Below are 26940 nucleotides of genomic sequence, written 5' to 3' on the forward strand. Positions count from 1 at the left end.
ATATAGCTTTTGGCTTGAGAGCGAATAAAGGCTTATTAAGCTTTATTCTGCTCAGCTTTACATACAGCAGCTGTGAATACTACGTCTGTTGAGCTGTTAAGCGCCGTTTCAGCAGAGTCTTGAATCACACCGATGATGAAACCTACCGCTACCACCTGCATTGCTACATCGTTTGAGATACCGAATAGACCACATGCAAGAGGGATAAGTAGCAGTGAGCCACCTGCAACACCAGATGCACCACATGCCGATACCGCAGCAACAAGGCTTAGTAGGATTGCAGTGAAGATATCAATCTCAATACCCATGGTGTGTACAGCAGCCAGCGTTAACACAGTGATAGTGATTGCAGCGCCTGCCATGTTGATGGTTGCACCCAGTGGGATAGATACAGAGTAAGTGTCTTCGTCTAGGTTTAGTTTCTTACAAAGGTTCATGTTTACTGGGATATTCGCAGCACTTGAACGAGTGAAGAATGCCGTTACACCTGATTCACGAATACATTGGAATACCAGAGGGTATGGGTTCTGTTTTGTTTTAACGAAAACAAGCAGTGGGTTAACCACTAGAGCAATGATTAGCATTGAACCTAGCAGTACCGCTAGAAGTTGACCATAGCTTGCTAGCGCCTCAAAACCAGTGGTCGCAAAAGTCGCTGAAACTAGACCGAAGATACCAAATGGCGCTAGACGAATGATGAAGCGAACAATGTGTGAAACACTGTGGCTTAGATCTTCGAAAACCGCTTTTGTTGTTGCAGATGCGTGGTGCAATGCAAGACCAAGACCGATAGCCCAAGCAAGAATACCGATGTAGTTTGCGTTCATTAGCGCGCTTACCGGGTTGTCTACAAGTTTGAATAGAAGCGTATGAAGAACTTCAGCAATACCTTGAGGAGGGTTAGCACCTTCTGCGCCTGCAACCAGTGTCAAAGTGGTTGGGAACATGAAGCTCAATACTACTGCTGTTAGTGCTGCAGAGAAGGTACCAATCAAGTAAAGCACGATGATTGGACGCATATGAGTATGCTGACCTTTCTTTTGGTTTGCGATAGAAGCTGCAACAAGAATGAATACTAAAATTGGGGCAACAGCTTTCAGAGCGCCAACAAACAGACTACCTAAAAGGCCTGCGTCTTGAGCTGCTGAAGGAGAAACCATGGCGAGAACGACACCGAAAACAATACCAGCAAGGATCTGTAGGACAAGATTCCCACGAGCGATGCGGGCGAGCATGTTGTGATTTTGCATAAAATACCTGCAATTGTTAATTTATTATAGTGATGTATCTTTTATAAAGTTGTAACGATTCCGACTATACACTAGTGGAATGGGCGGTCATATTAGCGGGATCGTAGCGGGTGTCTAGGAATAGTTTACTTTTAGTGCGATTGTTTGCGCTAAGTGGTGTTTTTAGGGATAAATGTTAAATAAATGTGCTTTGATTGAGTTATAAATCTGCAAATTCATATTTGATAGAGCTAACATACTACCAACTTGAAGATGTAAATGGCGATTGGTAAGAACATTGTGTGCGTAGATAGTCGCTTTCTTATCTAATTGAAACAAAAAGCCCCACGCGATCAACACCATGGGGCTGGACGTTTTCAGTTAAACGATGAGCTATGAACTTAACTCGCGGCCATGTGCCAACTGTTTAAGCAGAACCTTTCTTAATGTTGCGGCTTTCTGACTGTACGTTTCGATACATTTTGGAAAGCTGCTTATTGTTAGCGCGTTGCTCTGCAAGAGAAGCCCCATTTCTTGCTTGTTCTCTCAGTAGCTTTTGATAGTTAGTAAATCGCCTCTCAGACAGTTCACCACTCTCAATCGCAGCCCTTACCTTACATCCCGGTTCTGATTCATGATGACAATCAGAGAAGCGGCAGTGCATTGCTAACTCTTCTACGTCTGAAAAAGTTTCACTCACGCCTTCAGCGCAGTCTGCAAGTTGTAGCTCTCGCATTCCTGGAGTGTCGAGTAGCAAGCCACCTGATACGAGCAAGTGGAGCGATCGTGATGTAGTTGTATGACGGCCTTTACTGTCGTCAAGGCGAATACCACCTGTTGCCTGCGATGCTTCACCTAGCAATGAGTTAACCAACGTCGACTTGCCCACACCAGAAGAGCCCATTAGCGCGATGGTCTTGCCGGTTTTACACCAAGGTGACAGCACTTGGGTTGAGTCTTGATCTAGGCTGTTGACCGCTTCGATCATGAGCATCGGGTCTAAGCTTTGAACCTGTTGTACTTTGTCTTCGTAGTCGTCACACAAGTCTTTCTTATTCAGGACGATAACCGCTTCAACTTGTGCTTCATTAGCAAGTGCCAGGTAGCGTTCAATGCGACTCAGATTAAAGTCGTTGTTCAATGAAACCACGATAAACACTGTGTCGATATTGGCTGAAATATATTGTTCAGCAACACGACTGCCCGCAGCTTTTCGGCTAAAGAGCGATTGGCGTTCCAGTAAGCGATCGAACTGCAGTTTAGAGTTCAATATTACCCAGTCGCCAACGGTCATTGCAGGTTGGTTGTGATGAATGGGTAGAGTGATTTCGCCCTGTTCAGACGCCAATGTGTAGCCACTGCGATGGTGCGCGGTGATACGGGCGATCACTGAATGATCGTAATCTTCAAATGTCAGTTGTTGTTGAAATACAGGTTGCCATCCAAGTTGTTGAAGTGACATTGGATGAGAAAATGCAGTTTGTGAATTCATGTCTATTTACCCAGACGTGCGAGCTTTCTTTTCTTACGAGAGTATTTACTTCTTCTGAGATCTCTCATTATTGGTGAGACCAGAAGCGTTAAAGCCCAAAAAGCGTCGAGACGTCAAAAATGCGTTAGAGTTTGGGTCGCATTCAAATAGATAGGACCCCGGATTGATTCATGCGTAGTGAGCATGCTTTGATCATGTGCGATCAAGTGTAAACCGGGTAAAAGTGTGCTGTAGCCAGCTTGTGGCTTAATGTTGGTAGTTCGAGATTAAAGTTGGTTTAACCAAACAAAATTAACGCGTTACTTTTACTGCCAGTTTTAGTGTTTTCATTACAATCATCTTCTCTTCTCCTTGGTTATTAATGTGGTCACGCTTTGCACAGAAAGCTAGCGCAGTTTAACAAAAAGCCACGATGGCGAGAAGTCATCGTGACTTAATTTGTCTAATTTTTTACCGATGTGTGTTGCGACTCTTAATAAGACTCGTTGAGTATCAGTTTCTAGAATTAGTGATGATCGTGATTCATCTTTTTCATGCCACTCATTACTTTCTTAACGGGTGTTTCGAAAGTTTGTGTTTCGCCATTCGCGAAAGTCAGTGTCATTTCGATTTGCTCACCTTCTTTCAGGCTGCTTGCGAGATCAAACAACATGATATGTAGGCTACCAGGCTTCAATACCACTTCACCATTTGCTGGGATTGTGATCTGTTGAACCTGACGCATTTTCATCACATCACCTTCAACGATAACATCATGAAGCTCTACCTTACCTGCTGCTGGTGTTGTCGCAGAAACAATAGCGCGATCTTTTTCACTATGGTTCATCAGGGTCGTAAACACTGCACTGTTCACTGCTGTTGGCGGTGTCGCACGAGCGTAGGCGTCATGAACCATGATGTCGCTTTTTGCGTGAGCAAGAGGAGTGAGCAATAAGCCTGCTAGAGCAAGTGCTTTTAACTTCATGTTGTTGTCCTTATTGTTTTATATTTTGGTCTGGGACCTGACTTTACGTTTCGAACTCTATTAGTTGAGTTCTTTATTTGTGTACACGCTGTTTCTAGAGTGACTTAGCACACTAGCGCGTCAATGTGTTGATCGCTTCAACAATTGGCGCAGGCGTCAACGTGTGCGGTACTTTAGTAATCAAGGTACCGTTGGGCTTTAAAAAGTAGAAATATGAGCTGTGGTCAAGCGTGTATTCTAGCTCTGAACCTTCAAGCTGTGTCTTTCTGAAAATAACACCGTATTTATGTGCCAGATTCGTGGTTACATCCAATGGACCACTCATACCTTCAATCATTGGGTTGAAGTACTGCGCGTATTCGTATGACGCTTCCGCGGCATCGCGCTCTGGATCAAGAGAAACAAACATCGGGCGAATCTTAGCTTTCGATTCATCAGAGATTTGGTTGAGTGCTCCAGCTAGCATCGCTAATGACGTTGGACAAACGTCAGGACAGCGTGTGAAGCCAAAGTAAACGATACGAATTCTGTCATCGGTTTCGTCAAAGAGTTTTATTGGTTGTTTGTCTTTTCCAAAAAGTGTTGTTTCGGAGAATTGTTGCTTTTCAGCGTGTTGCTCTTGATCCTCTGTTTGACCATCGAGATAGCTTTTTACTCCAAAGCCAAGTACAAACGCTACAACTAGCGCTAGCGACCAATTCTTACTCATCTTGCCATCCTTATTGCAGGTCTTACGGTTTCAACACCATCGGTGAGCTCACCAAGCCAAGTCATGTGATCCATGGTACACACGGGTAAAATGACATCACCTTCATAGATGTTGTTACCAATATTTTTTAATTGGAAACGTGCTGAGCCCATTTCCATCTCTAAACCGGTCAGCGATAGCATCAAGGTTTCAGAGGCCGCACCTTCCCACACCACTTTGATTCTTGTTGGGACTAGAGGTTGAGCTGTTTCATGCTCAAGGGTCATAGCAACGGCGTCTTGCTCGCACGAAGTTGTTGAAAGCATGCAGTAGTCATCTAAGTTGACGTCAGGAGAGTGGTTCTCTACTACCGATTTAAATTGCTCGACTGCCTGTGGTCCATAAAAGCCAGCGACTAGCGCAATACCGAGCGCAGCAACCTTTAATGCTGGGTGCATGTCGTGTTCTCATTTGATTTTATAAGAACGGCGATGGTATCACACCACTCAATACGTGCTTGTATCAAAAAGCAATTTTGTGCGTATGGTAGATATAAAAAAGCGAAGCCAGTAGCTTCGCTTTGATTCAATTTACTGGCACGTTGCTATTTAAGCAAAGCACCCTACATGCGAAATGCCGCACGATTGTTAGAGGTTAGTCAGCATTGCGATCGGCGAACTTTTCTAAGCCAAGAACTAATGCGATGGCAACCAACATCATGATCACAGCCAAAGTCAGTTGAGAAGGCTGAGAGGTGACGGCTTCGAAGTTAAATGGAGACAAATTTTCTTGAATGAGAGGCACTTGTTCACCTTTAGAGTTGATGCGCCAGCTGATGGTCTCTTTCCAAGGCCAGATCTTAGGTAGTGTACCAATCATCAAACCGGTTAAGAACACAAGCGTGAAGTCACGGAATGAACGCAATAACCAAGACAGTACATGTGAGAAAGTCAGCAGACCGATCACACAGCCCGCAAGGAACAGGGCAAGCACGTCAATCTGGAACTCCTTCACGGCGCCAAGTACAGGGCCGTACATACCAATTAACAGCAAAATGAAGCTGCCTGATATGCCAGGTAAGATCATCGCACAGATCGCGATCGCACCTGCAATTATGATGTTGATGCTGGTTGGCTCCATTTGCAGTGGTTTAAGCACTGTAATGCTGTAAGCAAAGGCAACACCAAGCAGTAAAAACACGAATCGAATAATATCGCGCTTTTCTACTTGTTTAAGAATATGGAAAACCGACACCAAAATCAGGCCAAAGAAGAATGACCATAGAGGTACTGGGTGAGTGACCAATAACCAAGAAATCAGTTTTGCGAATGTCGCAATGCTGGTAAATACGCCTGCGAACAAAGAAATTAAGAAAAAGCCATTGATGTGGTTAAACGCAGCTTTGAAGCCTTCACGCTTCCATAAACGAAGTACGCTAGGGTTAATTCTACGAATGCTTTCTAATAGTGTATCGTAGATACCTGTGATGAATGCGATGGTGCCGCCTGAAACGCCTGGGACAACGTCAGCTGCGCCCATGGCCATGCCTTTGAAAAAAGTACTTAAGTAGTTCATTGCTTCATAGAGTTGAGGATGATTTTGTGCAGTATACAAACTTTAGTGTAAAAAAAGTATGAATATGCCTTTGCTAGGGTGCTTTAATTACCTGGGTAATTGTAAGGCAATAAGTTGAAGTGAATATCTGCATTGCATTGTAAATACAACTGCTTGTTGTTTTGTTATTAACTGCCACAGTGAAACTTATTTCCTATCAATATTGCATCTTTGTTGCATTATGCAAATGCACCTTGCAATTCGCATTGTGAATTAGAGGCGTTTATGCGCTACAGGGCTTATAAAATGGCTTATTTAAAGTTGGCACGCTAAATGCATAATTTACATTGACCCTTTTTAAGCCGAGGGTCACCTAGCCAACTGACGTTGTTAGTGAACTTATGATTTGTTCACAAATATATAGAGCCAATCGCGATTATTGCGGTTGGCTATTTTTTTGCCTGTCGTTTGGTGAGCTATTATTTCTCCCAATGCTCCAAGCAAAAAAAAGCTAGCCACCATCGGCGACTAGCTTCAGCATTTCTTGAATCAATCTCGAATTCGTTTTAGTACCCCATCAACTGCAGCAAGTTCTCTGCAGTGCTGATTGCTTCTTTACGGTTAGCAATGTTGAGCTTTTGGTAAAGGTTACGGATGTGAGTCTTGATGGTGGTACCCGCTACATCGAGTTCTTGAGCGATCTGTTCATTACTGAATCCTGAATAGATTAGACCAAGTACTTGCCATTCACGCTGGGTGAGTGGGCTAGTGCGCACAAGTTCAGGAATATTCGGGTGATTAACTAGATTCTCGACAAAGTCTTCATCGAAGTGAACAGAGCGGCTGCGTTGGGTGGTTGAGATATCTTTCATGATCTGTTGAGCGCGATGGCGTTCTAAATCACCTAGGCCAGGCTTGCTACTCAACTTATCTAAGAGATGTCCGATAGTACCACCGTCGACCAAGAAGTTGCCGACCATACCAGTTTGATTAGTCATATGAAGCGCTTTTTCAAGCAATACACGTGCGTTCTCTTCATCGTTAATTTGTGTACGTAACACCGCTTCAACGATCAAGTTTCGGTTGGTGTCGGTAATCAGGTGCGAACGTTGGGCTTCGCTCTTAAGGAAAGTCAGCGCTTGTTCTGCTTCTTCGTACTGCTCAAGGATGATGTGAGCACGAACGATGTTTCTCCATTGCAGTTGACAGAAGTGATTACTTGCCGATTCCGGTCGAACAGCGACACTCAGCCAACCACGAATAGCGTCTTTATCGCCTTTTACTTGCCAGAAAAGAATTAATGAGAGAGAAGCATTTGCCGTCCAATCTACATGGTAAGTTGATTGACGTAATAGGTGCTGAATTTGGTCAATAAACTTCGACGCTTTATCAATCTCTCCACGACTCAGTGAAATACGAGCCAGCATTGAATAACTGTGCAGGTGTTTACTTGGAGAGTGGTGACCAAGGATATCCAAGCCTTTGTAGCAACACTCTTCAGCTTCATCTAATCGGTTCCAACACCAGAATATTTGAGCTCTAACACGCAGTAAGAATTCATGCAGAGGCACGTATTTTAGTTGGTGCTCTTCGATCAATTTAAACGCGCTGTCTTGTAGCTCAAATGCAGCTTGAACGTAGCCCTGGGCTATTAATATTTCACTCTGTTGCAGAATCGCCCACAGTGCCTGATGGTAAACCTGATACTGGCGAGCCAATTTCTCAGTTTGTTGCATCATTGGTAGAGCACGGCTTAAGTTACCCATTACATGATTGACTTCGCCAACAACTGAGGTTGCCACAATGCGGCTTCGGTAAACCGTGGTATTAAGCTGGCTTAGAGAAAGCTCTGCAAGTTCGAGTGCCTTCTCTGGTTCGTTGCTGTTAATGGCCACTTGTGCGCGTAGGGCGTTGAATTGGCCTTGTTGTTGAGTATCTAGCTCGATGTTTCGTGTTTGATACTGAGTTTCTGCCTCTTCTAACAAGGTACCCACTTGGTCATAGCGGTGCTGACTCTGCGCCAACCATGCGCGTAGCATCGACAGCTTTGGTTCGCTGTAGAGCTGATCGGTCGTGAGCTGCTTAATTGCCATCTCTAGTGATGACAATTCACCTTGGTTGAACATCTGCCAACCGTGCTCACTGAGGATCTGAACAATCAAATCAGGATCATCGGCACGCTGTGCGTGACGCAGTGCTTGATGCGGTGTCTTCTGTTTGATCCACGCTTTTGCCGCACTGCGGTGCAGCTCTGCTTCTTGTTGCGGAATGCGAGCTTGACGCTCATGGGCAAGGAATTCACCAAATAGATTATGGAATCGATACCAGTTCTTCTCTCCCTCAAGAGGGTAGATGAACAGACCAAATCGGTTGAGAGATTCAATCATACCGAGCGCATCTTCGCGCTGAGTAAGTGCGCACACCAATTCATCATTAAAGTGATCAAGTACTGAGCACTGCATAAGGAACTGGCGGGTTTCTTTGTCTAGTAGGTCGAACACTTCTTCGATCAGGTAATCCCACAAATGAGCATGGTTGAAGTGAGAGAACGACTCCGCAGACTGCGCTAATGTGCGCTTTTGGTGCTGTGCTTGAAGCGCAATCAGTTGTAATGCAGAAGGCCAACCTTCTACATAACTACAAATACTATCGGCTGTTGTGTCATCGATGCCATCGGCAACGCGTTGATTGAAGAAGCGTGTGGTCTCTTCGGTATCGAATGCCAAAGAGTCATTGCCTAATTCGATCATTAAGTCACGAACACGAAGGTTTGCCGTACCAAGCGGTGGTGTGCCACGACTAGTAACGACAAGCGTGAGGTTGTCGGGCATGTGCTTAAGGAAAAAGCGCATGGCTTCGTGGATGTCGTCATTGTTAACCAGGTGATAGTCATCCAACACAAGGAAACATTCCTGATGGAACTCAGACATCTCGGCGAACACTTCGCTCAATAGAGAGTGCAGCGATGAAAATTGTCTTTTCTCTGCCAGTTTTTGAGCATTAGGGCAGGCGTTTTGCGTCGCTTTATTGAGTGATTGAAGGAGGTAGTTAATGAAACGGAAGGCATCGTTGTCACTATCATCGATGCTATACCAACCCACGTTGGGTTTATCTACCAACCACTGGGCAGCCATGGTGGTCTTGCCGTATCCAGCAGGGGAGCGGAACAGTACGAGTTTATAGCAATCTGCATTCTGAAGCAGATCGAGAACCCTAGGACGCAGAATTGCATTGTGTAAGCGGCCGGGACGAGTCAGTTTCGAAGGGATCCACATGTCGAAGTTTTTCACCTATTCCGTGGCTTATGTTTTTGGGATTCTTAAATAGTAATGGAGTAAGCCCAATCACATCTGCCTAATTACTTAAGTCTGTGCCTATGTTACGTGAAGCAAAACGGCACCGACCATGATCCTCCTCAGAAACCTTGCGCTCCTGCATGTTTTTGGGTGTCTACGCCCTTTATTTGAGACTTTGCTCACGTTGTGGGTTGGTTTGTGAATGTGACTTTGTTCATCCCTACACGGTAATCTATGCAAAAGATGAGAGCCGGGAATTATTTTTGTGATCTGAATATCAGATTTGACAATGACTTTAATCTGGTTAAATAAAAGTCACATCAATTGAAGTTAAGTTATCGAACGGGAGCTTGTGATCTTAGTCACTCCAAGTTTTTGTTCGAAGTCAGAACATGAGAGTCAGATCACTAACCCTATGTCGGTACGCCCCCTACGCCCTCCCATCTACTCCTAGTCAGTTGCGTTAGCGGGAGGATGTTTAGTTTATGGTGACCATGCACGATATGTCACAGATGAATTAGAACTATTAAAAGCGAGATTTCTGAAATGAAACCAACTCAGCAAAAAACTTTCGATAAAGTGTCATTCCAAGAGAGTGTTAAGAAACATTTATCTGCAACCTACGCAACAACCGTTGAAACAGCAGACAGCCGTTCATGGTATCTAGCAATGGGTCGTGCTCTTGCAGAGCTAACGACTTTTGATCTGCTAGAAACTGAAAATGATGAAAAAATTAAGAACGCGAAGAGCGTTAACTACCTATCACTTGAGTTTTTGATTGGCCGTCTAACTGGTAACAACCTGATCAGCATGGGTCTGTATGAACAGATCACTCATGCAATGGAAGAGCTAGGTCAAAACCTAACTGACCTTCTAGAAGAAGAACGTGACCCATCACTAGGTAATGGTGGTCTTGGTCGTCTAGCTGCTTGTTTCATGGATTCTTGTGCCGCTCAAGAATACCCAACAGTAGGCTACGGTCTTCACTACGAGTACGGTCTATTCAAACAGTCTTTCCAAGACGGTCGCCAACAAGAAGCACCTGACGCATGGCGTGGTGTTGAAGGTTACCCATGGGAAGTAGCTCGTCCAGAACTAGCACAACACATTGGTTTTTACGGTCATGTAGACGTTGAATTCATCGACGGTAAAGAAGTTCGTACTTGGGTTCCAGGTATGGAAGTAAAAGCAATGCCTTGGGATCTACCTATCGTAGGTTACGAATCAAACACGGTTTACCCGCTGCGTCTTTGGGAATGCCAGGCAATCGCACCATTCTCACTAGCAAGCTTTAACAACGGTGATTACTTCGAAGCGCAACACTCGCTAATCGATGCAGGTAACATCACTAAAGTTCTTTACCCGAACGACAACCACGAGAAAGGTAAGACTCTGCGTCTAATGCAGCAGTACTTCCACTCAGCAGCGTCGGTTCGCGATATTCTACGTCGCCACGAAGTCGCAGGTTTCTCTCTAGAAGATCTGCCTAAGCAAGAAACGATTCAGCTGAACGATACACACCCAACGATCGCGATTCCTGAGCTAATGCGTATCCTGATTGACGAGAAAGGTCTATCTTGGGATCAAGCATGGGAAATCAGTGCTCACACGTTCGCTTACACGAACCACACACTACTTCCAGAAGCGCTAGAGACTTGGTCTGAATCTTTGATCAATCGTCTTCTTCCACGTCACATGGAAATTATTTTTGAAATCAACCACCGCTTCCTACAAGAAGTTCGCAAGATGTGGCCTGGTGATGGTGAGAAGCAAGCGAAGCTTTCTATCATCCAAGAAGGTTTCCACCGTATGGTTCGCATGGCAAACCTATGTGTGATCGGTTCTTACAAAGTAAACGGTGTAGCTGCGCTTCACTCTCAACTGGTTAAGAAAGACTTGTTCCCTGAGTTCAACGAAATCTTCCCAGGTAAACTGACTAACGTAACGAACGGCATCACGCCACGTCGTTGGTTGAAGTTCTGTAACCCAGGTCTATCTGCGCTAATTACTGGCAAGATCGGTACTGAGTGGCCTGCAAAACTTGAGCAGCTAGAAGGCATCGCTAAGTTTGCAACAGACGCGAAATTCCAAAAAGAGTTCATGGCTGTTAAGAAAGAAAACAAACAGCGCCTCGCTGATTGGGTTCAAGAGAACATGGGTATCGAGCTAGATACTAACGCTATCTTTGATGTTCAAATCAAGCGTCTTCACGAATACAAGCGTCAGCACCTAGATTTGCTACACATTCTATCTCTGTACCACCGTATTCTTAACGAACCTGGTTTCGAGTGTGAGCCTCGCGTATGTTTCTTCGCAGCGAAAGCAGCACCGGGTTACCACCTAGCGAAAGAAATCATCTTCGCAGTTAACAAGATTGCAGAGAAGATCAACAACGATCCTCGCATCGGCAATAAGCTTAAAGTGGTATTCATCCCTGACTACCGTGTAAGCATGGCTGAAATCATCATCCCAGCAGCAGATGTTTCTCAGCAAATCTCACTTGCTGGTAAAGAAGCATCAGGTACGGGCAACATGAAGATGGCTCTAAACGGCGCGCTAACTATCGGTACGATGGATGGCGCGAACGTCGAGATTCGTGAAGAAGTGGGTGATGAGAACATCTACATCTTCGGTCTAGACGTTGATGGCGTACAAGCACTGAAAGCTCAGGGCTACAACCCATACGACTACTACAATGCAGACCCACTACTGAAAGCATCTCTAGACCTACTGACTGGCGATGAGTTCACTCCAGGTCAACCAGGTCTTCTACGTGCAACGTTTGATAGCCTGCTAGACGGTGGTGACCCTTACCTATGTCTTGCTGACTTCGCCTCTTACGTGAAAGCGCACGAAGACATGGGCACGCAATACAAAGACCAAGCAGGTTGGGCTAAGAAAGCAATTCTTAACACAGCACTCGTTGGTAAGTTCACATCGGATCGCTCTATCCGCGATTACGTGAACAACATTTGGAAACTTGAAGCGGTTAACCGTTAATAGTTTCAACGTAGCCAAGGCAGCCTCTGCCTTGGCTCAATTAGCTTGTGAGCAAACAGATGGTTTTACCGATAGCAATGCTCACAAACTGATTGTCACAAGCTAATTGATTAGTAACAGATTAAATAACAACCCTACAAAATTGAAAGCGTTAGAATGTTTTCGGAGAGAGCGATGAAAGAACAGACCGTATTAAAACAAGTCGCAGAAATGGCAAACATTGCCGACAGTTACGTTAGTGCGTGGGGCGATGAAGCACAAGTATCAGACGAGACAATTACATCTCTACTGGCTTCATTGGGCTACGATACAAGCAGCGATGATGCACTGCTTAAGTCAGCAGAAAGAAAGCACAAAAAAGATGTACTAGACCCAGTTCTTGTCTTGCGTGATGGTGAGCCAGTAGAAGTGGCGCTGAATCTAGGTGTGAGCGCTCGTGAGAGTGAGTTCAGCTGGCGTTTAGAGACCGAGCAAGGAGAGGTACTTGAAGGCTATCTTCAATCTCAAGTGGTTCGTGATGATCGTGCCGAGGGTGGCCCTTTAGTGTTTGCATTGCCAAATGATCTGGCATGGGGTTACCACAAGTTAATTGTGAGCCGAAAGCGCCGCAAAAAGCCTTATGAAATGACGCTAATCATTACGCCTAAAGCGTGCTTTAAGCAGTCGTCAATCGAAGAAGGCAAAAAGCTTTGGGGACCAAGTGTTCAGCTTTACACGCTAAGAACTCAGCATAACTGGGGTATTGGTGATTTCGGTGACCTGAAGCAGTTGGTTGCTGATATCGCGTCTCGCGGCGGTGACTTCGTTGGTCTTAACCCAATTCACTCTCTATTCCCAGCGAACCCAGAAGGTGCGAGCCCATACAGCCCGTCTTCACGTCGTTGGTTGAACATTCTATACATTGATGTGAGCTCAGTTCCTGAATTTGCACTAAGCGCTGAAGCGCAACAAACGGTAGGCTGCGCAGAGTTCCAACAGCGCCTTCAGAAAGTGCGTGATGCACACTGGGTGAACTACACTGAAGTGTCTGAGCTGAAGATGAGCATCTTGCCTCTGCTATTTACAGAATTCAAAACTCGTCATCTAGACAAAAACAGCGATCGCGCACAAGCATTCTTAGCGTTTGTTGAAGAGGGCGGTGATGGCCTGATGCACCAAGCGGCATTTGATGCTCTGCATGGTGAATTGCATGCTGAAGATTCTGGTATGTGGGGATGGCCCGTATTCCCGGAGAAATACCGTACATTCGACAGCCCAGCGACTCAAAAGTACATCAAAGACAACCTAGATAAAGTACTTCTTTACATGTACCTACAATGGCTAGCTGATTGCCAAATCAACGATGCTCAGTCATTGGCAGAAGAAAAAGGCATGGCGGTTGGCCTGTACCGAGATCTAGCGGTAGGCGTTGCGGATTCAGGCAGTGAAACTTGGGCTGATGAAGGTAATCTTGTGATGGATGCAAGCATCGGTGCTCCACCGGATATTCTTGGTCCATTGGGTCAAAACTGGGGTCTTCCACCGCTAAACCCAGAAGTTCTTCAAGCGACGGGGTACGATGCTTACATCAAGCTACTTCGTGCAAATATGAAGCACTGTGGTGCGTTGCGTATTGACCACGTATTGGGACTGCTTCGCCTGTGGTGGATTCCAAAAGGTGAAGATGCAACGAAAGGCGCTTACATCTACTACCCAGTGCAAGATTTGCTGTCGATTCTAGCGCTCGAATCTCACCGTTACCAATGTAGCGTTATCGGTGAAGATTTAGGTACGGTGCCTGATGAGATCGTAGACATCCTAGCAGATGCTGGCGTGCACTCTTACAAGGTGTTCTTCTTTGAAACATCAGAAGAAGACGGTGGTTTCATCTCACCGAAACACTATGCATCACAATCAATGGCGGCACTGTGTACGCACGATATGCCAACATTGCGTGGCTTCTGGCACTGTGATGACTTGAAGATGGGTCAAGAGATTGGTTTATACCCAGACGCAGAACAGCTAGAAACTCTGTTCGATGACCGTCTTGAGTGCAAACAAGGTATCTTAGACTCAGTGGCATGGCATGGTTTCCTACCTGAAGGTGTTGGTCGCGATGCGAGCCAAGTGCCGATGGATTCTTACCTTGCTGAAGCTCTTCAACTGCACCTAGCTGCTGGTGGTTCAACACTACTGAGTGTTCAGCTGGAAGATTGGTTAGAGATGGATAAGCCGGTAAACATTCCTGGCACGGTCGATGAGTACCCTAACTGGCGTCGTAAACTATCAATGAACTTGGACGAAATCTTTGCTCATGAAGGGGTTAATCGTATCGCTTCTAAGCTAACTGACGTTCGAGAAAAAGCAGGTAAGTAATGACGTTGAGTGACTTGAAATTAGGTGGTTTTTTGCTTACGCCGTACGAAACTACAACCTCGGTCACTCAATAATGAATGCTCATCTGGTAGAATAAACCGTCGTTATATTGCCCGCACTAATAGCGGGCATTTTTGTATTATGTTTTTTTGGATGTTTGGTTAGGGAGAAACGTTTTGGAACTAAGTTCGATTTCAAAGCAAAAACAAATATATACCCAACTATCACAGGCTTGTTTCACAGATCCATTTGCGTTTTTAGGGCCATACTTGCCTTCTGAGCAAGGCGCATTACGTGTGTGGATTCCTGGGGCAGATAAAGTCGAGTTGATAGTTGGAAAGGAACCTCGTATTGAGTTAGCGCGAGAGGGTGAAAGTGGTTTCATTCTTAAGCAAGAGAGAGACTTACGTTTCACTCACTATAAGCTTGCGATTGATTGGGCTGGCGTAGAACAGATCATCGATGATCCGTACCAGTATCACGATCTGTACGCGAGCTACGAAGATCTTCACACACCTAAGGATATGTACCATCACATGGGGGCTCAGTTTATCACGCTAGAGCGTGATGGTCAGACAATTTCAGGTACGCGTTTCTTGGTGTACGCACCGCATGCAACCGCGGCAAGTTTGGTGGGTAACTTCAACGCTTGGGATGGTCGTCGCCACCCAATGCAACGCCTAGATTACGGCATGTGGGGCCTATTTATTCCTGAACTGGAAGAAGGTGCTCAATACAAGTTTGAATTAAAAGGACCAAATGGCGAAGGCTTACCACACAAAGCTGACCCATGGGGTTTCTACTCTGAGCAATACCCTTCGTTCTCATCTGTGACTTACGATCACGCTCGTTACCAGTGGCAAGATACTCAATGGCAGAATCGCCCTGTAACGCAAAAGCGTAGAGAAGCGCTCTCGTTCTATGAACTGCACGCGGGTTCTTGGAAGCGTAGAGCTGAAGGTGAATTCTTAAATTATCGCGAGCTTGCGGCAGAGCTGATCCCATACCTAACAGATCTTGGCTACACACACGTTGAGCTAATGCCAGTTTCAGAGCACCCATTCTACGGTTCTTGGGGCTATCAGCCAGTAGGTCTATTTGCACCGACTAGCCGTTTCGGTTCTCCAGATGATTTCAAATACTTCGTCGATCAATGTCACCAATCGGGTCTTGGTGTTGTTCTGGATTGGGTTCCTGCTCACTTCCCAAGTGATGATCACGGCCTAGCAAACTTCGATGGTACGCCATTGTTCCATGATCCAGATCCACGTCGTGGTTGGCACCAAGATTGGAACTCTTACATTTACGATTTAGGTAAAGAGCATGTGCGTCGCTTCTTAGTTTCTAACGCATTGTACTGGTTCGAGCAATTCCACATTGATGGCATTCGTGTTGATGCAGTCGCTTCGATGCTTTACCTCGATTACTCACGCAGCCATGATCAATGGATTCCGAACTCAGACGGCGGCAACGAAAACTATGATGCCATTGCAACCCTTAAGTGGATGAACGAAGAAGTGTACAAACACTTCCCGAATGCGATGACGATTGCCGAAGAATCGACGGCTTTCCCAGGTGTTTCTGCCCCCACGTTTATGGGCGGCTTAGGCTTTGGCTTTAAGTGGAACATGGGTTGGATGCACGATAGCTTGTCTTACATCCAAGAAGATCCAATCAACCGTAAGTATCACCACGATACGATTACTTTCCCGCTGGTTTACGCACACAGTGAGAACTACGTATTGTCTCTGTCTCACGATGAGGTGGTTTATGGTAAAGGTTCTATCCATAACAAGATGCCGGGTGATGAGTGGCAGCAAACGGCTAACCTACGCGCATACATGGGTTACATGTACGCCCAACCGGGTAAGAAGCTTAACTTCATGGGGGCCGAGTTTGGTCAGACAGCAGAGTGGAACCATGATGACCAACTGCAGTGGTTCTTATTAGACTACGAACGTCACCAAGGTGTTCAAAAGCTAACGAAAGATCTCAATCATCTTTACCTCAATGAAGCTGCGATGCATGATTTGGACTTCGACCCACGAGGCTTTGAATGGCGTCTTCAAGATTCTGCAGAGGCGAGCATCTTGGCTCATGAGCGTATCAGTGAGTCAGGTGAACGCGTGCTGGTGGTATCGAACTTTACGCCAGTACCGCATGATAATTTCCGTTTAGGTGTTCCTTCACAAGGTAAGTACGGCCTATTACTCAATACTGATGATGCCAAATACAACGGCAGTGGTTATGAACTGAAAGAGGTTGTCGAAATCGAAACGGTTCAGAGTGAGGGGCTGGATACCTCGATTGAGCTGCGTCTACCGCCATTGTCGACTATTTTTTACAAGCTGAACCCGTAATGTAATCCGACACAATGCGAGCGTAGATAGTACAAAAAAGGGAACCTTATGGTTCCCTTTTTCTATTTCAGAGCATCTCGTTTAGTGCTGCTTGAAGTTCGTAAGATAAAGCATGGAGCGTCCTACCACGGTTTCAATAATCCTAATTGAGTCAGTTCCAAAGCTCTCAAACATTTTATCTCGGAATACACCATCTGAACTGATATTGAACGCTTCAGGGCTTTTAACCTGAGACGCGTGAAAGAACATCAACTTTATCACGTATCGGAATTGTTCATTATCTAAAGCGTTTTGCCATGATTGAACAAAGGCTTCCTCAGAGGAGAAGTCTAGACTCTCTATAACAATCGACAGCATGTGTTGGTGTAAGACGGAGCGGATAGCACGAGTCGATGGGTAGTAACCCTGAAGCGTCGTTAAACTAATGCCAATTTCCTGAGCAATCCTTGCATAAGTTAATGCTTCATGTCCTTCAGCTAAAAAAAGGCTTAGTACGATCTCATCGTAGTGCTTTTGGTTTTCTAGTTTCTGTACTTGGGTAATTCGCGCCATTACAAATTCCTATTAAGTGCAACATACTGTAAGTTTGTGTTATGAGCTTCCAAATTATATACAAACGAAATAAGCAAGGAAGCGGTTAAAACATCGCCAAAACGCGATGGTTGTGTTTTTTTGGTTAAGTTTTAGTCAGGAATGAGCGTGTAAAATGACACACTGCCCACAGGGCGATGTATCATTTTAACTCTTTGCTTAAAATGGATACCAAAACAAAGCTGGTTCAAGAATGCGTTTTAAGATTGCCAATATCACAATTAAAACAATGATAAATAGCCAAATAAAGTCGAGACGTTTTAATGGTGCGTAGCTGTACCAAGTGCGTGATTTGTGTCGGCCAAAGCCACGTAACGCCATGGCATTGGATATTTCATCTGCTCTATCCAGGCTTGTGAAAATTAGTGGGCCTAACACTTTAGCAATATTTTTAATACGTGTGATAAGCGGCGCTTTCTTCGATAGTTCTACTCCACGAGCTTGCTGAGCGTACATGATATTGATGAAGTCTTTTTTTACTTCAGGCAAGTAACGCAGCGTTAAGCTTACCGCGTAGGCGATCTTGTACGGAACGCCGATACGGTTGAGGCTCGCTGCAAACTCAGTCGGATGCGTTGTGAATACAAAGATTAACGCTATCGGAAACATGCTCATGTACTTGAGAGTGACAGTAATTAAGTAAAACAGAGTCTCTTGGCTTAATGAGTAATTTTCCGGCAATGTTAGCAATAAAGTTTCGCTGCCGATGAGTTCTGTTCCTTGCTGTGGAGCAAGTAGATACATGAACACAGCATTTAGGCTTAATACACTCGCCGTACCTAATAGCAAAGGCTTATACACGTGCACAGGTACATTGGTGAGCTTGAGCAGGTATAGCCCCGTTAGGATAAGTAACGTGATCAACCTAAGGTCGAAAGTCGTTAATACGACTGTTACCCAAGCTAAGAAGAGTGCAAACTTCGTGATGCCATTGAGAGCATGCAGCGGTGATTTAGTATCAATGTAATTGATGCCGAATTTTACTTTTGATGCGTTCATTGAGCGCTTCTCTCGTAGTCGATGAAGTACTGCATAAATGCATTAGTGTCGTCGATTTTCATCATGGTCGCGAGTTCATAAATACTGGTGGTACAGAGATTTGCACGCTCTAGAAGCGATGGTTGACTAAATACTTCCGTCATCGCGGTATTGGCAATCAACTTGCTGTCTGCGATTACGATAGAACGTGTGGTGTACTCTAGAACGAGGTGCATGTCGTGTGAGATGATCACAACGGTAATACCTAGATCACGGTTAAGCTTTTGGATGAATGCCAGCATAGATGTGTAGTTACGGTAGTCTTGACCTGCAGTCGGTTCATCCAAGATAAGAAGCTCGGGCTCCAGCACTAAGATAGAAGCAATCGTTACACGTTTTTTCTGGCCGTAGCTTAGTGCTTCGATAGGCCAGTGATGGAACTTGCTCAGCCCACATAGATCAAGAACGTTCTCTACTTTTTCTTTGATAAGATCTTCCGCAATGTTGCGGTTACGAAGGCCAAAAGCAATCTCGTCAAAAATCATATGATGTGAAATCATGTGGTTTGGGTTCTGCATCACTACGCCGACTTTCTGGCTTCTTTCGAAGATAGAAAGCTCAGATAAGTCTTCACCATTTAGATATGATGAGCCAGAATCGGCATCGATCACTCCCATGATGAGTTTGGTGATGGTAGATTTACCCGAACCGTTTTTGCCCAGAATCGAAACAAACTCACCTTTGCCAATCTGGAAGCTCACATCTTCAAGTGCGTTTCTCTCGCCGTCATAAGAATAAGTTAGACCATGAACTTCAAGTAAAGGTGGGTACTGCTTCTCTGCTACCGGGGCTGGGCGCTCAGCAAACCAAGCTTGAACGGCAGGGCGGAACCTTTTGTAGTCTAGAGCTTTGAGGTTTGAAAGCTTATCTTCACTGGTTAGTGGGGCTTTCGCCGCCTTAAGCGCTGATAAGTAAAGAGGTTCACGAATACCGTGTGTTTCAAGTAGTTCAGAAGCCAAGATTTCATCGGGTGTCATGTCCGCAACAATTTCACCGCGCTCCATCAAGATCACTCGGTCGATATCACGGTGTAGAACATCCTCAAGACGATGCTCGATGATCACAATAGTCTTGTTGGTTTCTTTATGAAGCTGGTCGATGATTTCGATCGTCGCTTTACCCGTCTTCGGGTCAAGGCTAGCCAAAGGTTCATCAAACAACAGGATGTCAACGTCATCAACTAAGATGCCCGCTAATGACACGCGTTGTTTCTGGCCGCCGGATAGATCATGTGGCGAGCGATCAAGCATATCTGCTAAGTCGACCATTTTTGCTGTCGACTTAACCAGAGGGTACATATCAATATTCGACACTAACTGATTTTCCAGCGCGAATGCGATGTCTTCGCCAATACTCAAACCGACAAATTGGCTGTCAGTATCTTGCAATATTGTGCCTACTTGCTCGGTATAGTCGTGTATTGAAAACTCAGAGATATTCTTGCCGTTGATCTCTAAATAGCCCGTTACCTCACCTTTGATTGCATGAGGTATTAGACCATTGAGGCACTGACCTAGGGTAGATTTACCACTACCACTTGGTCCAATAATGACGATTTTCTCTCCTTTCTCTATCCTTAGATTGATATTTTTTAGCGTCGGTTTATCCAGCGACTCATATCTAAAAGAGAAGTTCGAAAATGCTATAGTCATTAGCGCTTATGCCTCAGTTAGGTTGCGGCTTTGTTTGTTACGCTTAGCGACTGATTTGAGGATCAGGAAGCCTACAACAGCGATCAGAACAGTGTTACCCGCTGCGATGATAGACAGTTGTGTGAAGACTTTAGTAAACGGTTCTGCGTATAGGATGGTGTCTAGGAACGCAGAGCAGCCGTAACCGACCACATTACCGGCAAGGGCAAGTACCACAAACAGCGCGAAGTCTTTCATAGGTAACTCACCTTGCTGAAGGCGGTTTTTGGTTAACATCGGGAACAAACCGATGATCATACCCACAATACCTGAGCCCAATACCCAAGTTAACCATACGCCCCAACCTGCAAACAAATCCGTTACCCAGTGACCGATAAAGCCAACTAAGAAGCCAACAACAGGGCCGAACAAAACAGAAAAAAGTGCTAGAACTGCCATTGCTGGTTTCAATGTCGTGTTCGCAAACACTGGGACACCAAACATAGGTAAACCACCAATGCCGTATAGTGCCGCGCCAATGGCGATAACAACCACTGTTTTAGCTGAAAAGTTCATAGATAACCTCGAATACTGAAAGATAACGCAAAATAAAGAACGAATATTCACCATTATTAACATGCGTCTCAATGGGAGCGTTTTTTGGGCAAATATAAAAAATGAGGCGCGTATTATACAGTAGAACCCTTCCATAAGGGAAGGTAAGTGTCTAGATGTCTAAAATTCCATCTGAACACATAAGTATCGCGTAAAAAGCGCAATTTTACGGTTAATCAAGCAACAAAAAAACCAGAACGGGTCTGGTTTTTTCATTCGTCTTAACAATGTGTTAAGCGGAGGCGTCGTATACTGAGGGCGATTTAATGGTCTAGGTATAGATAGTTTTGCCAACTCTTCATGCGAATAAGCACTTTGCGCATAATAGATACGTGAGTGAAGCTGTCAGAATATACGGCCACTTCAACGGCAGTACCCATAGGCAAATGGTACTCAGACAGATCATCAGTGATGGTCAGTTTAACAAATACACGGCCGCTGGTACGCAGTGCGTCAGTACCTAGAAGTGTGCCTCGAGCTTGGAATTGGCTTTCACCAATGGCTGGGATCACTTCCTCGATGCGCCCTTTAAACACCTTTCCTGGTAATGCTCTAAATAGAAACTCAGCTTCGTAACCAGGTTGTAGGCGTTGTAAGGAGTTCTGTCTGAACGCTGCGGTATAGAATTGTTCCTCTGTGTGAACAAAAGTCATGACTGGAGCTAAAGGTAGTGGTACTGCCATAACGCCAGGGCGCAGTGCGAGTTGAGTAACGTATCCGTCTGTGGGAGCGCGAACCACTGTTTGCTCTAAATCAAACTGAGCTTTGCGTAATTCAGCTAATAAGCTTAAAACTGCGGTGTTCTCGCCTCCAATTTCAGACTCTAAGGCGATTTTTGCTTGTTGTAGATTTGAATCTGCAACTTTTACTGCCGCTTCCGATGCCTTATAAGCTTGTCTGCGAGTATCTAATTGTTGCTCAGTAAAGGCTCCGCTGTCATAGCCACGCTTGTAACGAGAGAACTCACGCTGTGCTTTATCTCTTTCTGCGATAGCTTTGATTTTTTCTGCTTCTGCTTCGGATACTTGTGACTCCATCCCAAGAGCACCTTGACTCGCTTCTTTTACTTTGGCTTCTAATCTTGCCACTTCAGCTTCGAATGGAATAGGGTCGATTTTGAAAAGAATATCTCCTTGCTTAAGAGGTTTGTTTGCCTCTACTGGAACCTCGATAACTTTACCTCGAACGCCTGAAACGATTGGTGTTGTTGAGTAAACTTGATTGCCAATTTGAGTGAAAGGGTGGTTGTAGTTCATCAGCAGGATTAAAGTGCCTATGATGATGACACCACCAAGAACGGCAGTAGGTACTGTCCATTTATTTAGCGGGATATTAAATACTTTGAAGATGGTGATACATAGTGCCGCATAGGTCATTATCAGCAGTAAATCCATTACTTAACCTCCTGATTTTGAACGTTTTTTGTACCTTTCTTTGGGCTGCTTTGTTCAGTGCCCGCTTGTTTGAGCTGCGCGATTTCTTCCTGAAGGGTACTCATTTGATCGATGATAATATCGACGCGATGATGAATATCGTGTTGCTCTTCTTCTAATTTTGCGAAGCCCCAACCACGATCTTTACGCCACAAAGTTGCCCAGATCCAAAGGAAGGGCCAAATAGTGTGTAAGGTGAATAGGCTCACCCAGCCTGACACGTGAATAGCATCCTGATGAGGGTGGTTACGTTCTTTCGCAATTTCATAGGGAATATCGTGAATAACGATGATGCCGTAAAAGATGACTAATGCTACGAAAATCAGTAGACCGAGTGCAAAGTAGTCTAAAAACATAACAGATCCTTGTAATGTTAGATATTAGTTATAAATATACTACGCTATCATCCAAGTAATTGTTATAAAAATGATTTACTGAGTTGAAAATAATGTGTTGTCGCTTCTAATGCGAATAAAAGCATTGATGAGTCTTATGAAATCTCATCGCGTTTGAAGAGGCTATTTCGGCTTTCTGTTTTGATACTTCAGCTGAAATGATGACAGTTAAGACTCTAAATGACAGGCATAACCATAAGGGATAACTACGGATGTATATAGGTGAATTGGCGGCCATTGGCGCTGCGCTTGTGTGGGCGTGTGCGACATGGATCTATGGGCAATTTGGACATCGATTCTCTGCGATGCAATTGAACATTGTTAAGGGAATAGTGGCGTCTGGGATGATGTTGCTCGTCATGCCTCTTATCCCGATGCCGGAGTTTGAACTGAGTTCCAACCATTTTTTGATATTGGCAATTTCAGGTGTGATTGGCATTGCAATTGGAGATAGCGCCTATTTTGCGGCTTTGAAAAGAATCGGTGCCAATAAGACGTTGTTACTGGAGTCTTTAGCTCCGCCTCTTTCTGGTGTGCTGGCATTAATGTTCCTTGGCGCTGTATTGACAGTGCAAGGTTGGTTCGGTGTCGTGATTACAACACTAGCGGTGACCTTCGTTATCTTCCAGTCATCAAAATCGGCGAGTGGTGAATCGAATGACAAAGCGCAGTGGGGTGGCATTGGTTATGGGCTTGTGGCGAGTGTCTGTCAGGCATCTGGTGTGGTTATTTCTCATTACGTGTTAGTGGCGGGTGATATCCCACCATTGTTAGGTGCTTTGATTCGTCTGACGGTCGGTGTGTTTGCCGTAATGCTGATTATCCCTTTCGTTGAAAAGAAGCCGTATTCATCGATAAAAAGAGATTTATGGAAAATGACCAAGCTCAATAAACTGTGGTTATTAGGGGCAATCTTTGTCGGGACGTTTCTCGCTCTATGGCTTCAACAAGTGGCACTGAAAAATGCTAACCCTGCGATTGCACAAACGTTGATAGCGACCAGCCCGGTCTTTATTTTGGTTATTTATGCTATTAAAGGGGAGAAGGTATCTAAGCAAAGTGTGATTGGAACACTTGTCGCTTTAGCAGGGATCTCTCTTTTCTTCTATCAATAGTTCAATTTTGTCAGTATCAGTCGTTTTGTTCAGTGCGACTGATTATTAAGAAGGGGAGGGCAGAATACGAATGACTTTCCATTTTCACTGCTGCTATTTCTACTATTCAGTACACACTTGGTTGCGGCCATTGGCTTTGGCTCGGTATAAGGCTTTGTCTGCACGGTAGAAGGTACGTTGAGTGTTCTCTCCCTCACGATGTAAAGTGATACCGATACTCACAGTTAAACCTCGTTCTCCAAGTATTTCATGCCATCCGAATTGGAAGATGCGTTCTCGATAATTTTCAGAATGCATTTCTGCCTTAGCGAGATCGCTGTTCTCTAGGATGACCAAGAACTCTTCTCCACCAAACCTGACACACGACACGCCCCTAAACTTGAAGTACGATCTAAGTTCTTGAGAGACGTTGACGATCGCTTTATCTCCCACTAAGTGGCTCAGCTCATCATTGATAGATTTAAAGTGGTCGATATCAATAACCATCAGTGCGAAAGAGGTTTCATGTAGCAACATATCCTTTAATTTCACATCTAACCAGCGACGGTTGTGTAACCCTGTCAGCGGGTCGGTGAAAACATCTTGCTGTAGTTGAGCAACTGCATTCTTGTGTTGTTCAGTCGTCTCTTTCAGTTCTCTGTTTTCTTGTTCAGAGAGGATGAGTTTGAGCTGCAACTCAAAACGTGACAGACGGCGTAACTGACTCGCCCCGAGCTCACTGATCGGGATCTGCTTCATCAGGTCGGTTTCAATTCGGTAACCTTTTTTCTCATAGCGCAGGGCTTCTTGAAAACGCCCTTGATTCATACATACATCACTTAGAGAGTCGCAGAATCGCATAGCAAGCACTGGCGATGAGTTTGCTTTCACACGCTTGTCTGTGCTCGATAAGATCATGCTTGCATAGTCTTGCTTTCCTATTGCACTTAGGCAATGTGCTAACTCTAGCCGAGTCATGGTCGCAAGCCAGCTTGCTTGAGCATTATTAGCTGGATATTGAACTTTAGACAGACTGCGCAGCGCTTCATGGTATCTTTTCTTAGCGCGCAGCATCTTCGATTGGTAAAGTAATATCTGAGCAGTGAGTAGCTTGTCACTGACCAAAATACTCAGTTCTTCACACTCATTCAGTAAATCGCTAGCCGCAGTAACGCGGTTGAGCAGGAGCAAGCTTGCCACCATATGGAGTTTGAACTTGAGGCGGAGTGAGCGACTGCTTATCGCATGGTCAATACTACCAATTTTTTGATAGTAGCGAATGGCTCTGTTGTGATCACCATAGGCATCACATAAGTTCCCCATGCCTAAGATTGCCAATACATATTCATCGATATAGCCGTGTTGAACAGCGATGGTTGAGGAGCTGACAAATTCATTCAGTGCAGAAGTGTAATCCCCGATTTCGACTAAGCGGTCACTTAAGCTTGTTTTTACTGTAAGAATGTCTTCGATATCCACAGGAAGATGAAGTAGGTCAAGAGCAAGTCTTAGCTCTTCTATACTGGTTTGATTTTGTTGTAATTCGGCACGGTATTCAGAGCTGATAATATAGCAATGCGCTTGCTCTGTTTTTGTAGTCGAAACGTGCTGACGAATATGGTTCCAGAATATGATTGCTTCTTCACCTGATACCGATGAAGGGTCTAAACCGGCGTCTGTGATCTTGCTTAGTAGAGTTTCCATCACGCTGTTACCTCAGCTTGGTCTTCGTCTAGTTGCTCAAGGGTGAACGGGAACGTCAAAATATCGTTGAGGCTGACAGTGGGTTTCGAACCTTTTAATCCTCTTCTATGCCACGGATAGATATCAAGCATGGTGCTGAGAGTTTGGAAGGTTTGCTCTGCGACTTCGCCTTTTTCAGAAAGCATAAGCGCAACACGCTCTGAACTGAGCCTTGCTATGAAGTCGTTTTGGTTACACAAGGTATGAGCAATCTCGGTACAGACATCTAAGTAATCGGTATCTACATGATGGAACATAATGATGCTGTGGTTTGAACGCTTAAGTTCTGTCTTAAAGAGTACCAGTTTCTCCCACCAAAAGGTCTCAGATACGACATAAGAGAGGGGCTTTTCAGGATCGTACTCGTGTTGACCACGAATACGGTTAATGAGCTTTCGTGCTCTCTGCTCAAGTTGGCGTTTTGAACTGCGTGCTTTGTCTAAACCGACACGATTAGTTTGCTCTTTAAGCATACCGATAGAATATTCACGGTACTTTTTAAAGGCGACTAACGCAGCTTTGAAGTCTTGGTTTTCTTCTGCAACCAAAGATTGCTGGTAACAGATTTGGTTAAGTAACTCACCATTATCGAATTCATTGGCAGAGTGTTCAGCGAGCCTGAGTAATTCGGCTGCTTGCTTCGGCCTTTTTCTCAGGAGTTCTAATCGAGCTTGACTGATGTAAGAGTGCGCTTTCATCCAGACAAGGTTGTGTTCTACGGCTAGATTGTGCGCTTTGGCTGTGGCGCGCTCAGCATCATCTAAACGCTCAAGGCCAAGTAGTGCAAGGCCTCGGAAGTCCCATATTTCTGCATGCCAAGTATTATCTTTATGTTCTTTCAACGCTTCTTCCGCACCGTCGAGCACCGACAACATTTCGACATAGTTGTTAAGCAGGTAGTAATCCCAGGCGAGCAGTATTCTTGACTTGCCTTCTAACCAACCGATGCGGCTGTTATTAGCCACTTTAACGGCTAGTTGGTGGGTAGAACGTGCAAGCTTATATTCATGAGTCATTCGCCAAATGTTGCCAAGACCAATGAGACATTCAATTTGAATCTCGACTTCATCAACCAGTGCAGATTGTTCTAAGGCGTTGATCCAGAACTGTTGAGCTGAGTAATACTTGGCTTGTCCCCAGAACTGGAGTGCATGTAAGTGGAGAATTTCGGGAAGAAAAAGGTCGGTATCTAATCGGCTTTGGCGTTTGTAGGCTTCTTTGATGTATTTCAAACCTTTCGAGTAATCCATTAGGTTCCAACAGCATCTTGCAATTAACATCAATGACTGTATAGCCCCCTCTTCAAATAAAACTTGCTCTGACCTGACTAGGCATTGTTGAGCAACCTCTAGGATCACAGAGGGTTCAGAGTCGGCGCGAGTTTTGAGTTGTTCTAGTTCTGTTTCAAGAAGGTACTGATTTTTGTCCAAGATTTAGATCCATAATTATTGAACATATTGAT

At 44.8% G+C, this 26940-nt stretch carries 19 protein-coding genes; 4 read left to right on the plus strand and 15 right to left on the minus strand.

The window, feature by feature from the left end:
- Positions 1 to 35: 35 nt before the first annotated feature.
- From sstT to malT, 7 genes are all read right to left on the minus strand, one after another.
- Positions 36 to 1250 carry a serine/threonine transporter SstT gene (gene sstT / locus L1D11_RS04395; protein ID WP_116871261.1) on the minus strand — a complete coding sequence of 405 codons (1215 nt, stop codon included), beginning with the start codon at positions 1248 to 1250 and terminating at the stop codon, positions 36 to 38.
- A 406-nt stretch (positions 1251 to 1656) separates the two neighbouring features.
- Positions 1657 to 2721, minus strand: coding sequence for a ribosome small subunit-dependent GTPase A (rsgA, locus tag L1D11_RS04400; RefSeq protein ID WP_239862051.1), 1065 nt, complete (start codon positions 2719 to 2721; stop codon positions 1657 to 1659).
- 505 nt (positions 2722 to 3226) lie between these two features.
- Positions 3227 to 3685, minus strand: coding sequence for a copper chaperone PCu(A)C (locus L1D11_RS04405; RefSeq protein ID WP_239833071.1), 459 nt, complete (start codon positions 3683 to 3685; stop codon positions 3227 to 3229).
- A 112-nt stretch (positions 3686 to 3797) separates the two neighbouring features.
- On the minus strand, positions 3798 to 4394 hold the full coding sequence (locus L1D11_RS04410) for an SCO family protein (RefSeq protein ID WP_239833070.1): 597 nt from the start codon (positions 4392 to 4394) through the stop codon (positions 3798 to 3800).
- A complete protein-coding gene (locus tag L1D11_RS04415) occupies positions 4391 to 4831 on the minus strand; it encodes a hypothetical protein (protein ID WP_239833069.1) in 441 nt (146 codons plus the stop codon). Before L1D11_RS04415 ends, L1D11_RS04410 begins: the two co-directional genes overlap by 4 nt.
- A 196-nt stretch (positions 4832 to 5027) precedes the next feature.
- On the minus strand, positions 5028 to 5948 hold the full coding sequence (locus tag L1D11_RS04420) for a DUF368 domain-containing protein (protein WP_239833068.1): 921 nt from the start codon (positions 5946 to 5948) through the stop codon (positions 5028 to 5030).
- Between the two features lie 545 nt (positions 5949 to 6493).
- Positions 6494 to 9202: an HTH-type transcriptional regulator MalT gene (gene malT, locus L1D11_RS04425; RefSeq protein WP_239833078.1), complete on the minus strand. Its 2709-nt coding sequence runs from the start codon at positions 9200 to 9202 to the stop codon at positions 6494 to 6496.
- Between the two features lie 567 nt (positions 9203 to 9769).
- On the opposite strand from malT, the gene L1D11_RS04430 reads away from it, so the two are divergent.
- From L1D11_RS04430 to glgB, 3 genes are all read left to right on the plus strand, one after another.
- The gene (locus L1D11_RS04430) at positions 9770 to 12223 is read left to right on the plus strand and encodes a glycogen/starch/alpha-glucan phosphorylase (RefSeq protein ID WP_239833067.1); all 2454 of its coding nucleotides are present in this window, start codon (positions 9770 to 9772) and stop codon (positions 12221 to 12223) included.
- Positions 12224 to 12397: 174 nt separating this feature from the next.
- Positions 12398 to 14578, plus strand: a complete 2181-nt coding sequence (gene malQ, locus L1D11_RS04435; RefSeq protein ID WP_239833066.1) for a 4-alpha-glucanotransferase — start codon at positions 12398 to 12400, stop codon at positions 14576 to 14578.
- Positions 14579 to 14754: 176 nt separating this feature from the next.
- Positions 14755 to 16938 (plus strand): 1,4-alpha-glucan branching protein GlgB, encoded by a 2184-nt coding sequence (gene glgB / locus L1D11_RS04440; protein WP_239833065.1) that lies wholly within the window; start codon positions 14755 to 14757, stop codon positions 16936 to 16938.
- Positions 16939 to 17019: 81 nt separating this feature from the next.
- Here glgB and L1D11_RS04445 read toward each other — a convergent pair whose 3' ends face one another.
- The 6 genes from L1D11_RS04445 to L1D11_RS04470 form a co-directional block, all read right to left on the minus strand.
- Complete coding sequence (locus tag L1D11_RS04445; RefSeq protein WP_239833064.1) at positions 17020 to 17490, minus strand: TetR/AcrR family transcriptional regulator; 471 nt, start codon at positions 17488 to 17490, stop codon at positions 17020 to 17022.
- A 198-nt stretch (positions 17491 to 17688) separates the two neighbouring features.
- Positions 17689 to 18528, minus strand: coding sequence for an energy-coupling factor transporter transmembrane component T (locus L1D11_RS04450; protein WP_239833063.1), 840 nt, complete (start codon positions 18526 to 18528; stop codon positions 17689 to 17691).
- On the minus strand, positions 18525 to 20219 hold the full coding sequence (locus L1D11_RS04455) for an ABC transporter ATP-binding protein (protein WP_239833062.1): 1695 nt from the start codon (positions 20217 to 20219) through the stop codon (positions 18525 to 18527). Before L1D11_RS04455 ends, L1D11_RS04450 begins: the two co-directional genes overlap by 4 nt.
- A gap of 6 nt (positions 20220 to 20225) precedes the next feature.
- The gene (locus L1D11_RS04460; protein WP_239833061.1) at positions 20226 to 20774 is read right to left on the minus strand and encodes an ECF-type riboflavin transporter substrate-binding protein; all 549 of its coding nucleotides are present in this window, start codon (positions 20772 to 20774) and stop codon (positions 20226 to 20228) included.
- Between the two features lie 302 nt (positions 20775 to 21076).
- Positions 21077 to 22207, minus strand: coding sequence for an HlyD family secretion protein (locus L1D11_RS04465; RefSeq protein WP_239833060.1), 1131 nt, complete (start codon positions 22205 to 22207; stop codon positions 21077 to 21079).
- Positions 22207 to 22602, minus strand: a complete 396-nt coding sequence (locus tag L1D11_RS04470; RefSeq protein WP_239833059.1) for a DUF3302 domain-containing protein — start codon at positions 22600 to 22602, stop codon at positions 22207 to 22209. The genes L1D11_RS04465 and L1D11_RS04470 overlap by 1 nt, the downstream gene beginning before the upstream one ends.
- A gap of 251 nt (positions 22603 to 22853) precedes the next feature.
- Here L1D11_RS04470 and L1D11_RS04475 point away from each other — a divergent pair, with 251 nt between their 5' ends.
- Positions 22854 to 23756: a DMT family transporter gene (locus L1D11_RS04475; RefSeq protein WP_239834248.1), complete on the plus strand. Its 903-nt coding sequence runs from the start codon at positions 22854 to 22856 to the stop codon at positions 23754 to 23756.
- Positions 23757 to 23858: 102 nt separating this feature from the next.
- Here L1D11_RS04475 and L1D11_RS04480 read toward each other — a convergent pair whose 3' ends face one another.
- Positions 23859 to 25439, minus strand: coding sequence for a GGDEF domain-containing protein (locus tag L1D11_RS04480; protein ID WP_239834247.1), 1581 nt, complete (start codon positions 25437 to 25439; stop codon positions 23859 to 23861).
- Positions 25439 to 26908: a hypothetical protein gene (locus tag L1D11_RS04485; protein WP_239834246.1), complete on the minus strand. Its 1470-nt coding sequence runs from the start codon at positions 26906 to 26908 to the stop codon at positions 25439 to 25441. Before L1D11_RS04485 ends, L1D11_RS04480 begins: the two co-directional genes overlap by 1 nt.
- Positions 26909 to 26940 lie beyond the last annotated feature (32 nt).

Source organism: Vibrio sp. Isolate32 (assembly GCF_022397955.1).
In the GTDB taxonomy this organism is placed as follows: Bacteria; Pseudomonadota; Gammaproteobacteria; order Enterobacterales; family Vibrionaceae; genus Vibrio.